The 13,410-nt window shown below is 72.1% G+C and carries 9 protein-coding genes; 8 read left to right on the plus strand and 1 reads right to left on the minus strand.

Features of this window, described 5'->3' with window-relative positions; all coding sequences use genetic code 11:
* The 5 genes from ACFWZ5_RS22400 to obgE form a co-directional block, all read left to right on the plus strand.
* Nucleotides 1-3,599, plus strand: a 3,599-nt coding sequence (locus tag ACFWZ5_RS22400) for a ribonuclease E/G (protein ID WP_384891221.1), incomplete at its 5' end; no start/stop codon positions are given.
* Nucleotides 3,600-3,820: 221 nt separating this feature from the next.
* A complete protein-coding gene (locus tag ACFWZ5_RS22405) occupies nucleotides 3,821-5,197 on the plus strand; it encodes a phospholipase D-like domain-containing protein (protein WP_384806174.1) in 1,377 nt (458 codons plus the stop codon).
* Nucleotides 5,198-5,412: 215 nt separating this feature from the next.
* On the plus strand, nucleotides 5,413-5,733 hold the full coding sequence (rplU, locus tag ACFWZ5_RS22410; protein WP_384806172.1) for a 50S ribosomal protein L21: 321 nt from the start codon (nucleotides 5,413-5,415) through the stop codon (nucleotides 5,731-5,733).
* Between the two features lie 14 nt (nucleotides 5,734-5,747).
* A complete protein-coding gene (gene rpmA / locus ACFWZ5_RS22415) occupies nucleotides 5,748-6,002 on the plus strand; it encodes a 50S ribosomal protein L27 (protein WP_384806170.1) in 255 nt (84 codons plus the stop codon).
* 130 nt (nucleotides 6,003-6,132) lie between these two features.
* Nucleotides 6,133-7,581, plus strand: coding sequence for a GTPase ObgE (obgE, locus tag ACFWZ5_RS22420; protein WP_384806168.1), 1,449 nt, complete (start codon nucleotides 6,133-6,135; stop codon nucleotides 7,579-7,581).
* Between the two features lie 110 nt (nucleotides 7,582-7,691).
* On the opposite strand, the gene ACFWZ5_RS22425 is transcribed toward obgE, so the two are convergent.
* Nucleotides 7,692-9,773, minus strand: a complete 2,082-nt coding sequence (locus ACFWZ5_RS22425) for a hypothetical protein (RefSeq protein ID WP_384800603.1) — start codon at nucleotides 9,771-9,773, stop codon at nucleotides 7,692-7,694.
* A gap of 328 nt (nucleotides 9,774-10,101) precedes the next feature.
* Between ACFWZ5_RS22425 and proB the strand changes: the two genes are divergently transcribed.
* The 3 genes from proB (at nucleotide 10,102) to ACFWZ5_RS22440 (ending at nucleotide 13,401) form a co-directional block, all read left to right on the plus strand.
* On the plus strand, nucleotides 10,102-11,208 hold the full coding sequence (gene proB / locus ACFWZ5_RS22430; RefSeq protein ID WP_384800600.1) for a glutamate 5-kinase: 1,107 nt from the start codon (nucleotides 10,102-10,104) through the stop codon (nucleotides 11,206-11,208).
* A gap of 222 nt (nucleotides 11,209-11,430) precedes the next feature.
* A complete protein-coding gene (locus ACFWZ5_RS22435) occupies nucleotides 11,431-11,928 on the plus strand; it encodes a hypothetical protein (RefSeq protein WP_384800597.1) in 498 nt (165 codons plus the stop codon).
* 186 nt (nucleotides 11,929-12,114) lie between these two features.
* The gene (locus ACFWZ5_RS22440; RefSeq protein WP_384800594.1) at nucleotides 12,115-13,401 is read left to right on the plus strand and encodes a glutamate-5-semialdehyde dehydrogenase; all 1,287 of its coding nucleotides are present in this window, start codon (nucleotides 12,115-12,117) and stop codon (nucleotides 13,399-13,401) included.
* Nucleotides 13,402-13,410 lie beyond the last annotated feature (9 nt).

The following is a 13,410-nucleotide window of genomic DNA, read 5'->3' on the forward strand; positions in this document are numbered from 1 at the left end:
CCCCACCCTCGCCCGCCGCCGCCACGCATTCCTCCGAGACCCCTCCCTGCGCCGAGGCCCCCGTGGGCGCGGACACCGAGGAGACCGCCCCCGTCACGGACGCCACCGTGACCCGCGCCGCCGCAGAGCCCGCCGAGGCCCCCGAGGCGCCGCGCCGCGCCCGCCGCCGCGCGACCCGTGCCGCCGCCGCGCCCGCCGCCGAGGCGAAGCCCGCGGCCGCGGACACCGAGGCCGCCGCCACGGACGCGCAGGACGCCCCGAAGGCCGCCGCCCGCAAGGCCGAGCCCGCCGAAGCCGTCGAGGCCGACGCCGACGCCGCGCCCCGCGCCCGTACCCGCCGCCGTGCGACCCGCAAGGCCGCCGCCGGGTTCAGCGCGCCCGCGGAGCAGCGGACGAAGGACACGGACGAGAGCGGGGACCGTCCGTCGCGGCCCGCCGTCGCCGTGTTCCAGGCGCCCGTGTTCACCGAGCCGATGTTCCAGACCCCGGAGCGCGCCGCGGCCGCTGCCGCCGCCGAGGCGGCCGAGGCCGAGGACACGGCCGTCGCCGCCGCCGAGGAGGAGCCGGCCCCGCGCCGCCGTCGCCGCCGCCGTGCCGCGGACGAGCAGCCCGCCGCCCCTGCGGCACCGGCCGCCGAGGAGACCGTGACCGCCGACGAGCCGCAGGACGCGGACGCCGACGCGGAGGCCGACGAGGCCGACGATGCCGCCGACGCCGAGGAGTCCGGCGAGCGCCAGGGCCGTCGCCGTCGCCGTGGTGGCCGTCGCCGCCGCCGCGGTGAGTCCGCCGAGTCCGACGACGTGGCCGCCGAGCAGGCGGAGCAGGACGCCGAGGACACCGCGGAGCAGGCCGAGGAGGACGCCGAGGACGCGGAGGACGCGGCCGAGGACGCCGACGACTCCGCCGAGGGCTCCGGCGGCAGCTCCAGCAGCAGCCGTCGCCGCCGTCGCCGTCGCCGCCGTGCCGGTGACGCCGCCGAGACCGAGCCGGGCGAGGGCGACCCGGAGCGCACGGTCGTGAAGGTGCGCGAGCCGCGCAAGAAGAGCGACGACGCGCCGTCGGACGAGGTGCAGTCCATCAAGGGCTCGACCCGTCTGGAGGCCAAGAAGCAGCGCCGCCGCGAGGGCCGCGAGCAGGGCCGCCGCCGGGTGCCGATCATCACGGAGGCCGAGTTCCTGGCCCGCCGCGAGGCGGTCAACCGCGAGATGATCGTCCGCCAGAACGGCGACCGCACCCAGATCGGCGTGCTCGAGGACAACATCCTCGTGGAGCACTACGTCAACAAGGAGCAGTCGACGAGCTACGTCGGCAACGTCTACCTGGGCAAGGTGCAGAACGTCCTGCCGTCGATGGAGGCCGCCTTCATCGACATCGGCAAGGGCCGCAACGCCGTCCTGTACGCGGGCGAGGTCAACTTCGAGGCGCTGGGCATGGCCAACGGGCCGCGCCGCATCGAGTCCGCCCTCAAGTCCGGCCAGTCCGTGCTCGTGCAGGTCACCAAGGACCCGATCGGCCACAAGGGCGCCCGCCTGACCAGCCAGGTCTCGCTGCCCGGCCGGTACCTGGTCTACGTGCCCGAGGGCTCGATGACCGGCATCAGCCGCAAGCTGCCCGACACCGAGCGGGCGCGTCTGAAGACCATCCTCAAGAAGATCGTCCCCGAGGACGCGGGCGTCATCGTGCGCACCGCCGCCGAGGGCGCGAGCGAGGACGAGCTGCGCCGTGACGTCGAGCGGCTCCAGGCGCAGTGGGAGGACATCCTCAAGAAGTCGAAGATGACCACGACCAGCTCGCCGAGCCTGCTGTACGGCGAGCCGGACATGACCGTCCGCGTGGTCCGCGACATCTTCAACGAGGACTTCTCGAAGGTCATCATCAGCGGCGACGAGGCGTGGGAGACCATCCACGGATACGTCTCGCACGTCGCGCCCGACCTGGCGGACCGGCTGCAGCGCTGGACGTCCGAGGTCGACGTCTTCGCGACGTACCGGATCGACGAGCAGCTCGCCAAGGCGCTCGACCGCAAGGTGTGGCTGCCGAGCGGCGGCTCCCTGGTGATCGACAAGACCGAAGCGATGGTCGTGATCGACGTCAACACCGGCAAGTTCACCGGTCAGGGCGGCAACCTCGAAGAGACCGTGACCAGGAACAACCTGGAGGCGGCCGAGGAGATCGTGCGCCAGCTGCGCCTTCGCGACCTGGGCGGCATCGTCGTCATCGACTTCATCGACATGGTCCTGGAGTCCAACCGGGACCTGGTCCTGCGCCGGATGCTGGAGTGCCTGGGCCGGGACCGCACGAAGCACCAGGTCGCCGAGGTCACCTCGCTGGGCCTGGTGCAGATGACCCGCAAGCGGGTCGGCCAGGGCCTCCTGGAGTCCTTCTCCGAGACCTGCGTCCACTGCAACGGCCGCGGCGTGATCGTCCACATGGACCAGGCGACGACGGCCGGTGGCGGCGGCAAGCGCAAGAAGCGCGGTCGCGGTGGCGCGGCCGAGCACACGCACGAGGCCGCTGCGGCGGTCGAGTCGGGCGTGACGGAGGCCGCCGAGACGACGGCCGAGGTCGCGGCGGAGGTCGCCGAGCCGGTGGCGCTGCCGGAGCCTGACTTCGCGCCCGACGAGGAGCTGTACAGCAGCGCGGCGGAGGCCGAGGCGGCCGCGTCCCGTGGCCGTTCGCGGCGCCGGGCCACGCGCCGGGCGTCGGCTCCGGCGGGCGCGCCGAAGCAGGAGACCGCGGAGCAGCCCGAGAAGGCCGAGAAGCCTGAGAAGGCCGAGAAGGCCGAGAAGGTCGGCAAGGCGGACAAGGCCGGTAAGAAGGCCAAGTCCCGCGCGGCCAAGGCCGAGACCATTGAGGCCGTCGAGGCCGCGGAGGCCGTGGAGACTGCTGAGGTCGCTCCGGCCGCCGAGGCCGCGCCTGAGGCGCCGGTCGCCGAGGCCGCCGACGTCGTCGAGGCCCCGGCCGCGGACGCCGTCGCGGCGCCCGCCGAGGACGACGCCGCCCCCAAGGGACGTACGCGTCGTCGTGCGACCCGCAAGGCGACGGCCCCGGCCGGTTCGCCGAAGGCGGCGGGCGAGGGCGAGATCGTCGTCGCGGATGCGGCCCGCCAGGAGGCCGTGGCGCCGGAGCCCGAGGCCGCCCCGGCCCCGGTCGTCGAGGCGCCCGCGGCACCCGAGGCGGCGGAGGCCCCCGCGGCCCCGGCCCGCCCGCGTCGCCGTGCCGTCCGCAAGGCGACCGCGCCGACCGCGTCCGAGGAGGCGGCCGTGGTGGTCGTCCCGTCGGCGGAGAAGGCCGAGCAGCCGGCCGAGGCCCCGGCAGCCGTGGACGGGGACGCCCCGGTCGCGGACGCCGGCGCGGAGGACGAGGCCAAGGCCGCCAAGAAGACGGCGCGCAAGACGGCCAAGAAGGCCACCGCCAAGAAGGCCGCGACGAAGAAGACCGCGGCCAAGAAGACGGCGGCCAAGAAGACGGCCACCACGAAGAAGGCGGCCGCCAAGAAGACGACGGCCAAGAAGGCCGCGACGAAGAAGACCGCCACGAAGAAGGCCGCGGCGGCGGAGCAGTCGTCGCCGTCCGCCGTGTCGGCCGACGCGAGCTGACCCGAAGGGTCACGGCGCTCCAGGTGCCCCCGTCCGGCGATTGCGCCGGGCGGGGGCATCCGCGTACGCACGTCACTGTGGTCTCCGCGCTCCCCCTGTGACGTATCCGTCACCTAGCTGTCTTCCACCTATCTGTCTTCGTTTTGTCCTTTCCGCCCCGCACTTGGTGCCCGGTGTGGATACCTGTAAGACTCACCGGGTCCGTTGAGCAAGGGGAGGGGATGGACGTGGCGGAAGCGCGCCCACGAGGGATACGGCTGAGGGGGACGGGACGCCACCGCGCGGTGCGGCCCGCGAAGGGCGGACGGCAGGCCGCGGCGTTCGCCACGGTGCTCTCCGCGGCCGCGAGCCTCCCGGCCGCGGGCACCGCCACCGCCGCCCCCGCCGAGGAGACGCCCCGCTGGACCGAGGGGCCGGTCTTCAACGACCCGCTGGGCACCGTCGAGGCGCAGCACGCGATCCGCACCCGCCTCATCGAGCTGACCGACGCCGCCGTGCCCGGCTCCACGATCAAGGTCGCGGTCTACCACGTGTGGGAGGCCCCGGTCGTCGAGGCCCTCGTGAACGCCCACCGGCGCGGCGTGCACATCCAGATCCTGCTCGACTCGACCAGCAGGACGGACCGCCCGGACAACACCGCGTACCGCACGCTCGCGGACGCGCTCGGCACCAGCAGGACCAAGCCGTCGTTCGTGACGCTGTGCCCGAAGGACAAGTCGTGCCTGGGCGATCCCCGGTACGGCAAGTCGATCATGCACAACAAGTTCTGGCTGTTCTCCGAGGTCAAGGGCGCCCGGGACGTCGTCGTGGAGACCACGTCGAACTCGACGCCGTCGGCGCACACCAAGTTCTTCAACGACGCGCTCGTGCTGCCGGACAACCCGGCGATGTACGACGCGTTCGCGGACTACTTCGACGACATGGTCCGCAAGGACTGGCGGGCCTGGGACTACCGCACGGTCAGCAACGGCGCGTACAAGGCGTACTTCTTCCCGCGCAGCGGCACCGTCAACGAGACCGACACCATGTACTCGGTCCTGAACAACGTGGGCTGCACCTACAAGGACGCGAACGGCGTCCTGCGCGCCACCAAGGTCCGCGCCTCCATCTTCAAGATCACGCGCAAGCAGATCGCCGACAAGCTGGTCTCCCTGAAGAAGGCGGGCTGCTCGGTGGACCTCGTGTACGCCGAGACGGACAGCGCCAAGAGCCAGAACGGCAAGCCCGGCACCTGGGAGGCGCTGCACAAGAGCGGCGGCCCGTCCGTGCGCTGCTTCAACGACGACCGGGACCCGCTCAGGCCGGGGCAGAAGCTCACGACGCCGTACATCATCCACAGCAAGTACGTGCTGATCGACGGCAAGTACGACGGCAAGATCAACAAGGTGTCCTTCACCGGCTCGCAGAACTACACCGCGCCCGCCCTGCGCGAGAACGACGAGCTGATCGTCAAGGTCGACGACGACGCGGTGCACGACACGTACCGGAGGCACTTCGACCGCGTGAAGAAGGTCGCCTGGCCGGGCACGCGCGACACGACGAACCTGTGCAAGGGCGTGAAGCCGCTCCCGCCGGACGGCGAGAAGCCGACGCACTAGGGCACGGGGCGTACGGGGGGAGGGGCCCGGTTTGACCCGTCCGGGTGGGGCCCGTAACCTTGACCGTCGGCGTGTCCATAGACGCGCTTCACCTCCGTAAACCTTTATTCCTCCCAGAATCCGCGAATCCGTGGATCCGGGGAGAGGCCGCTCGCGCGCCCCGCGCCGGGTGGCTGGACTGCGGGGGTCCCGTTCCGAGCGAGAGAGAGATCCGCGTGTACGCCATCGTGCGCAGCGGTGGTCGCCAGCACAAGGTTGCTGTCGGCGACATCGTTGAGGTTGACAAGATTTCCACCGCCAAGGTTGGCGACACGGTAGAGCTCTCTACCCTGCTCGTTGTCGACGGCGAGTCCGTGACCAGCGACCCGTGGGTGCTGGCCGGCATCAAGGTCCAGGCTGAGATCGTGGACCACCACAAGGGCCAGAAGATCGACATTCTGCGCTACAAGAACAAGACCGGCTACCGCCGTCGTCAGGGCCACCGCCAGCAGTACACGGCGATCAAGGTCACTGAGATCCCCACGGCTGCGAAGTAAGGGACTGAGGAGACATGGCACACAAGAAGGGCGCATCGTCCACCCGGAACGGTCGCGACTCCAACGCTCAGCGGCTCGGCGTGAAGCGCTTCGGCGGTCAGCTCGTCAACGCCGGTGAGATCCTGGTCCGCCAGCGCGGCACCCACTTCCACCCGGGCGCGGGCGTCGGCCGCGGCAAGGACGACACGCTGTTCGCCCTGGACGCCGGTGCGGTGGAGTTCGGTACCCACCGCGGCCGCAAGGTCGTGAACATCGTTCCGGTCGCCTGAACGGCTTCCTGACCGGTATTTTTCGCGAGGCGGACCTCACTTCCCGTACGGGAAGCGGGTCCGCCTTTCGCGTGTTTTGAATAGACGCAGTAGCAGTAGACATTTCCGTACGTTTCTGGAGGCCTGAACCATGACCACCTTCGTGGACCGCGTCGAGCTGCATGTCGCCGCGGGTAGCGGAGGCCACGGCTGTGCCTCCGTGCACCGGGAGAAGTTCAAGCCGCTCGGCGGCCCGGACGGCGGCAACGGCGGCCGGGGCGGCGACGTGATCCTCACGGTCGACCAGTCCGTGACCACGCTGCTCGAGTACCACCACAGCCCGCACCGCAAGGCCACCAACGGCAAGCCCGGCGAGGGCGGCAACCGCTCCGGCAAGGACGGCCAGGACCTCACCCTGCTGGTCCCGGACGGCACGGTCGTCCTCGACAAGCAGGGCAACGTGCTCGCGGACCTCGTCGGGCACGGCACCTCGTACGTCGCCGCGCAGGGCGGCCGCGGCGGGCTCGGCAACGCGGCGCTCGCCTCCGCGCGGCGCAAGGCGCCCGGCTTCGCGCTGCTCGGCGAGCCCGGCGACGGCGGCGACATCGTCCTGGAGCTCAAGACGGTCGCCGACGTGGCGCTCGTCGGCTATCCCAGCGCCGGCAAGTCCTCGCTGATCTCCGTCCTGTCCGCAGCCAAGCCGAAGATCGCGGACTACCCGTTCACGACGCTCGTGCCCAACCTGGGCGTGGTCACCGCGGGCTCGACGGTCTACACGATCGCCGACGTCCCCGGGCTCATCCCCGGCGCCAGCCAGGGCAAGGGCCTCGGCCTGGAGTTCCTGCGCCACGTCGAGCGGTGCAGCGTGCTCGTGCACGTCCTCGACACGGCCACCCTCGAATCCGACCGCGACCCGGTCTCCGACCTGGACGTCATCGAGGACGAGCTGCGGCAGTACGGCGCGGGCCTGGAGACCAGGCCGCGCCTCGTCGTCCTCAACAAGGTCGACATCCCCGACGGCCAGGACCTCGCCGACATGGTGCGGCCCGACCTGGAGGCCCGCGGCTACCGCGTCTTCGAGGTGTCCGCCGTGGCCCACAAGGGCCTCAAGGAGCTGTCGTTCGCGCTCGCCGAGCTCGTCGCCGAGGCGCGGGCCGCCAAGCCCAAGGAAGAGGCCACGCGCATCGTCATCCGGCCGAAGGCCGTCGACGACACGGGCTTCACGGTCACGCGCGAGGAGGAGGGCGGCGACGCCGTGTTCCGCGTGCGCGGCGAGAAGCCGGAGCGCTGGGTGCGGCAGACCGACTTCAACATCGACGAGGCCGTCGGCTACCTCGCCGACCGGCTCAACCGCCTGGGCGTCGAGGACGCCCTGATGAAGGCGGGCGCCCGCGCGGGCGACGGCGTGGCCATCGGCCCCGAGGACAACGCCGTCGTCTTCGACTGGGAGCCGTCGATGTCCGCCGGCGCCGAGATGCTCGGCCGCCGCGGTGAGGACCACCGGTTCGAGGCCCCGAGGCCCGCCGCGCAGCGCCGCCGCGACCGCGAGGCGGAGCGCGACGAGGCGGAGAAGGCGTACGACGACTTCGAACCGTTCTAGACGGGAGGGCGTGGCCGTTCGGCCCGCACCCATCCCGTACGCATGAGGAAGGCCCCGGAGCATCAGCTCCGGGGCCTTCCTCATGCGCTCAGCGTGCGCTCAGAGCGGCTTTACGCCGACTCCAGCTCCTCCGCCCCCGCCTCGGCGGCGTCCGACGCCTCGGCCTCGTCCAGGGAGTCCTCGCGCTGCGCGGGGATCTCCGCCGCGAGGCGGGCGGCGACGCGGGTCCTGCGGGCGTCGGCCTTGGCCGAGAGCGCGAGCGCCGCCGCGTTGAAGCGGACCAGGGAAGGCGGGTCGGAGGGCCCCAGGAGGTGCTCCTTGAGCTCGGCGCGCGCCTCGGCGTACACGTCGAGCTCGGGGGCGCGCACGGCCGCCAGAAGCGCCGGTACGCCCTCCGCCTCCGGCGAGAGGATCGTCGCGGCCCGCACGGTCGGGAACCCGGCGCGGAAGTCGGCCTCGGTCATCCCGGAGGTGTTGGCCACGGCGTACGGCTTCTCGCTGCTCAGCCAGTCCGAGACCACCGACGAGACGTCGCTGATGAGCACGTCGGCCTGGTTGAAGCAGGAGAAGATCGCGGGCTTGGACTCGACGATCTGGTGCTCCCACTCCGGCAGCGACGCCCAGTACGCGGACTCCCAGGCCGCCGTGGCCTCGGCGATGGCGGCACGGATGTCGCCGTCCGGGGCGCCCTGGAGCATCATGCGCTCCTGCTCGTCGGCGCTCTTGCGGAACTTCTTCGCCGTGAGCAGGCTCAGCTCCTCGGCGCGGCGCTCCAGCTCGGCGGCGGCCTCCGGGCCGGGCCGGGCGCCGGAGCGCTGCGCGGCGGCCTCGCGGATCATGTCCTTGATGCGCGCGTTGGCGGCGCCCGCGGCCGGGTTCTGCGAGCCGGTCATCGGGTGCGGCTTGTAGATGAGGCGCACGCCGGGGTCGGCGAGCAGGTGCCGGACGATGTTCTCGCCCGCGAGGACCACGGAGGTGTTGCCGGGGTTGCCGTCCCAGCCCTCCCAGGTGGGCGCGTACAGGACGGTCGTGTACGCACCGGTCGGCGCGCCCGCGTACGGGCGGATCGGCGACAGCTGCGGGCGGCCGACCTCCACGACGTCCTTGTCCTCGACGCCGATGTCGGCGAGCTGGTAGCGCTCGCGCGCCGCGGGGCCCGCCACCCACACCTCGTCGTACGCCTTGGCGTACGGGTTGCAGGAGGACAGCTTGTCGCTCTCGCCGTGGTTGATGAAGGCGTGCTTGATGGACGGGATGCGCAGGACCTGCGAGGTCTTCGCCGCGTTCGCCGGGTGCAGCAGCATCTTCAGGGTCGACTGCTCCAGGGAGAACATCGTGGCGACCTTGGGGAAGCAGATGATCGGCACGTCCGTGGAGTCGATCTTCTGCACCATGAAGCGCTCACGCAGCACGATCAGCGGGTTGCCGTCGAGCTGCGAGAGCGTGGAGAGCCACATGTTCGCCTGGTACGCCGACGTGGTGCCGCCGGAGAAGTACATGCCGACCGTGGGCCGGTACGCGGCCAGCCACTGGTCGAGCCACTCCATGACGGCCTCGCCGCTCTTGGCGCGCTTCTTCGGCAGCAGCCAGCTGGCGAGGTACACGGTGCCGGCGGCCATCATCGCGACGGAGACGCCGAGCCCGATGCCGCCCCACACCGCGTCCTTGGTGGCCGCCGTCACGAGCAGGCCGATGGTGGCGGGCCAGGAGAGGGTGAGCAGCCGGTAGGCGTGGCGGCGGGCGAAGAGCCGCGGCGGGGCGGCGCTCAGACGCAGCGCGGAGGTGTCGATGTTGCGGGTGACGATCGGCAGCGCGCGGGTGCGCCGCACCATCACGGCCGCGGCCGTGCAGGCGAAGTGCAGGGCGTAGAAGCCGAGCAGCGAGATCGTCAGCGGCGACTGCTCGGACAGCGGCTCGATGCCGTCGATGCGCAGCAGGCCGACCAGGATCAGCATGTCGCGCAGCAGCTGCCGGATGGTGACGTCGAAGCGGATCTTGCCAAGGAGGGACAGCAGCCCCGGCTGCTTTTTCTGCAGGTAGAGGTCGAGCGCGAGGTTCGCCGCCGACGCGGCGATGAACACCGGTACGTACGGGACCAGAGCGGTCACGAGCTGGGCCGCGAAGAGTGCGAACATCGTCAGCAGCGCGGTGAGCTGCAGGACGCGGCGGGGTGCGAGTCCGGCGGAGGGCACGGGCTTGGGCTCCTGGCGGGGGGCGGTCGGACGGGGGCGGGCGGTGCGATGGGTCCGGACGTGCGGCCGACGCCGTCAACCGTCCGGATAAGTAGAAGACCCCTGACCGTATGACGCGCAGTGCCTCCGGAGCAATCTTCCGTGATGCCAATCACCGCATAAAGGGCCAAAGGTCATGGAACCCGGGGGACTGAATCCCCCTCTTGGTCACTCAGGGGCCCCGGCCCGTCCGCCCGCCGAAACGCGGGGGCGTCCACGCGCCGTCTTCGCGTAGATTGCAGATCCAGCCGCAACGGGATCATTGGGGAAGCGCGTGACAAGGCAGGGCGTGGCAGAGGCCCACCGGGTCGTAGTCAAGGTGGGGTCCTCCTCGCTGACCACCGCGTCGGGCGGCCTCGACGCGGACCGCGTCGACGCCCTCGTCGACGTACTGGCCAAGAGCAGAAGCGGCGGCGAGCGCGAGATCGTGCTCGTCTCCTCCGGCGCCATCGCCGCCGGGCTCGCACCGCTCGGCCTGCGCCGCCGCCCCAAGGACCTGGCCCGCCAGCAGGCCGCCGCCAGCGTCGGCCAGGGCCTCCTCGTCGCCCGCTACACGGCGTCCTTCGCCCGCTACGGCGTACGCGTCGGCCAGGTCCTGCTCACCACCGACGACACCAGCCGCCGCGCCCACCACCGCAACGCCTCGCGCACCCTCGACAAGCTCCTCGCGATGGGCGCCCTGCCCGTCGTCAACGAGAACGACACCGTCGCGACCGACGAGATCCGCTTCGGCGACAACGACCGCCTCGCCGCCCTCGTCGCCCACCTCGTCCGCGCCGACCTGCTCGTGCTGCTCTCCGACGTCGACGGCCTGTACGACGGCGACCCCGCGGCCGCGGGCACCGCCCGGATCGCCGAGGTCACCGGGCCCGCCGACATAGCGCACGTCAAGATCGGCAGCGCGGGCAAGGCGGGCGTCGGCACCGGCGGCATGGTCACCAAGGTCGAGGCCGCCCGGATCGCCGCCGCCGCGGGCATCCCCGTCGTCCTGACCTCCGCGAGCCAGGCCGCCGACGCCCTCGCGGGCCGCGACACGGGCACGTACTTCCACCGCACGGGACGCCGCTCCGCGGACCGGCTCCTGTGGCTCCAGCACGCCTCGGAGCCGCGCGGCTCCCTCACCCTCGACGACGGGGCGGTGCGCGCGGTCGTCGAGGGCCGCAAGTCGCTGCTGCCCGCAGGCATCGCCGCGGTCGAGGGCGAGTTCATCGCGGGCGACCCGGTGGAGCTGCGGGACACCTCGGGGCGCTCCGTCGCGCGCGGCCTGGTGAACTACGACGCGAAGGAGCTGCCCCGCCTCTTCGGCCGCTCCACCCGCGACCTCGCCCGCGAGCTCGGCCCCGCCTACGAGCGGGAAGTGGTGCACCGCGACGACCTGGTGCTGCTCCACCACTGACAGTGACACTGGCGCCCCACCCCCCCCTAGCCCCGGCCGCGCCAACGGCACCAGCGGAAAACAGGCCGAAAACAGGCGCGAACACCGCACGACGCCTGTCCCGCGCGAGGTGAAACTCCCCAAAACCGCCCCGCGAGAGCGCTTGTCCTGCTCAACTTTGTGGCAGGGCAGTTCCGCACGACCGTTGCATATCCGCACCACCACTGGTTGAAGGAGGCCGTCGTGAGACGAGTGCGCCAAGGGGCGGCGTCCCGCGGGTCGGCCGAGCGCGCGCTGACGAGCGTCGCTGCGGGGGCGACGTACGCCGGTGACACGCACGGGGGCCACGAGCGGGAGGCAGGGCAGACACAGGAGACCAAGGACGGCGAGAGCGTGGAGGCGCCCCGCCTCTGGCACGTCACGCTGAGCGTGTCCGGCGAGCGGACACCGCTGCAGGAGATCAGACGCGGCCTCGAACAGCTCGCCCACGACCACCCCTTTCTGCTGACCAGCCGGTACGCCCACGACCACGCGGAGATCCGCTACTGGGAAGAGGCCCGCGACCTGCACGACGCCGCCGCGGTGGCGCTGCGCCTGTGGGGCGAGCACCGGCAGAGCGCCCAGCTGCCGCCGTGGGAGATCGTCGGCCTCGAGGTCATCGACCGCGACACCTACCACCAGCGGATCGCGGAGGGCTACGGCCCCCTGCCGGCGACTCCGGTGGGCGTCCACCCGTTCTGAGACCGTTCTGAGAGCTCTGAGAGCGCGGCCGCGGCGGGCCGCGTTCCCGAGGCCCGCCGAGTGCACCGTTTCTGCGGGTCCGGACCGAGGACACGACCGGGTTCCCGGCAGTGGTCAATACCAGCCATGTCTCGCGGAGCGGAATACCCGCTGGACGCCCCCCGGCGCGGGGCTACGCTGCCCCCTATGACCGCCCCGCTCTCCCCGTACGACAACATGACCCCGGTCGCCCAGGCCGCCTACCGCGCCCGCGCCGCCGCCGCGCGGCTCGCCCCGCTGCCACGCGCGGCCAAGGACGACGCGCTGCTCGCGATCGCCGACGCCCTCGAGGTGCGCACGGCGGAGATCGTCAAGGCCAACGCCGAGGACATCGCGCGCGCCCGCGAGGCCGGCACCAGCGAGGCGATCGTCGACCGGCTCACGCTCACCCCCGAGCGGGTGCGCGCCATCGCCTCCGACGTACGGGACGTCGTCGCCCTGCCCGACCCGGTCGGCGAGGTCGTCCGCGGCTCCACGCTGCCCAACGGCATCGACCTGCGCCAGGTCCGCGTCCCGCTCGGCGTCGTCGGCATCATCTACGAGGCCCGCCCGAACGTGACCGTCGACGCCGCCGCCCTCTGCCTGAAGTCGGGCAACGCGGTGCTGCTCCGCGGCTCGTCATCGGCGTACGCGTCCAACACCGCGCTCGTGCGGGTGCTGCGCGACGCCGTCCACGGGGCGGGCCTGCCCGCGGACGCCGTGCAGCTCGTGCCCGGCGAGAGCCGCGACTCCGTGCGCGAGCTGATGCGCGCCCGCGGCCTGGTCGACGTCCTCATCCCGCGCGGCGGCGCCTCGCTGATCAAGACCGTCGTCGAGGAGTCCACCGTCCCCGTCATCGAGACCGGCACCGGCAACTGCCACGTCTACGTGGACGCCCACGCCGACCTCGACATGGCCGTCGAGATCCTGATCAACTCCAAGGCCCACCGCGTCAGCGTGTGCAACGCCGCCGAGACCCTCCTCGTCCACGCCGACATCGCCGACGCCTTCCTGCCGCGCGCCCTCGACGCCCTCGCCGACGCGGGCGTCACCGTGCACGCCGACGAGCGCGTCCAGGAGTACGCCCCGGGCTCGAAGGCGACCGTGGTGCCCGCGACCGCCGAGGACTGGGAGACCGAGTACCTCTCGTACGACATCGCGGCCGCCGTCGTCGACTCCCTGGAGCAGGCCGTCGAGCACATCCGCCTGTGGACCTCCGGGCACACCGAGGCCATCGTCACCACCTCGCAGCAGGCCGCGCGGCGCTTCACCCAGCTCGTCGACTCCACGACGGTCGCCGTGAACGCCTCCACCCGCTTCACCGACGGCGGCCAGTTCGGCTTCGGCGCCGAGATCGGCATCTCCACGCAGAAGCTGCACGCGCGCGGCCCGATGGGCCTTCCGGAACTGACGTCGACGAAGTACATCGTGACCGGGGACGGGCACGTGCGCTGACCCTTCGCG

The sequence above is a fragment of the Streptomyces sp. NPDC059003 genome (assembly GCF_042740445.1).
Taxonomy (GTDB): domain Bacteria; phylum Actinomycetota; class Actinomycetes; order Streptomycetales; family Streptomycetaceae; genus Streptomyces.

Coding starts and splice junctions, on each gene's coding strand:
- ACFWZ5_RS22405 (WP_384806174.1), top strand. CDS start 3,821: ATGGACGTGGCGGAAGCGCGCCCACGAGGGATACGGCTGAGGGGGACG.
- rpmA (WP_384806170.1), top strand. CDS start 5,748: ATGGCACACAAGAAGGGCGCATCGTCCACCCGGAACGGTCGCGACTCC.
- obgE (WP_384806168.1), top strand. CDS start 6,133: ATGACCACCTTCGTGGACCGCGTCGAGCTGCATGTCGCCGCGGGTAGC.
- ACFWZ5_RS22440 (WP_384800594.1), top strand. CDS start 12,115: ATGACCGCCCCGCTCTCCCCGTACGACAACATGACCCCGGTCGCCCAG.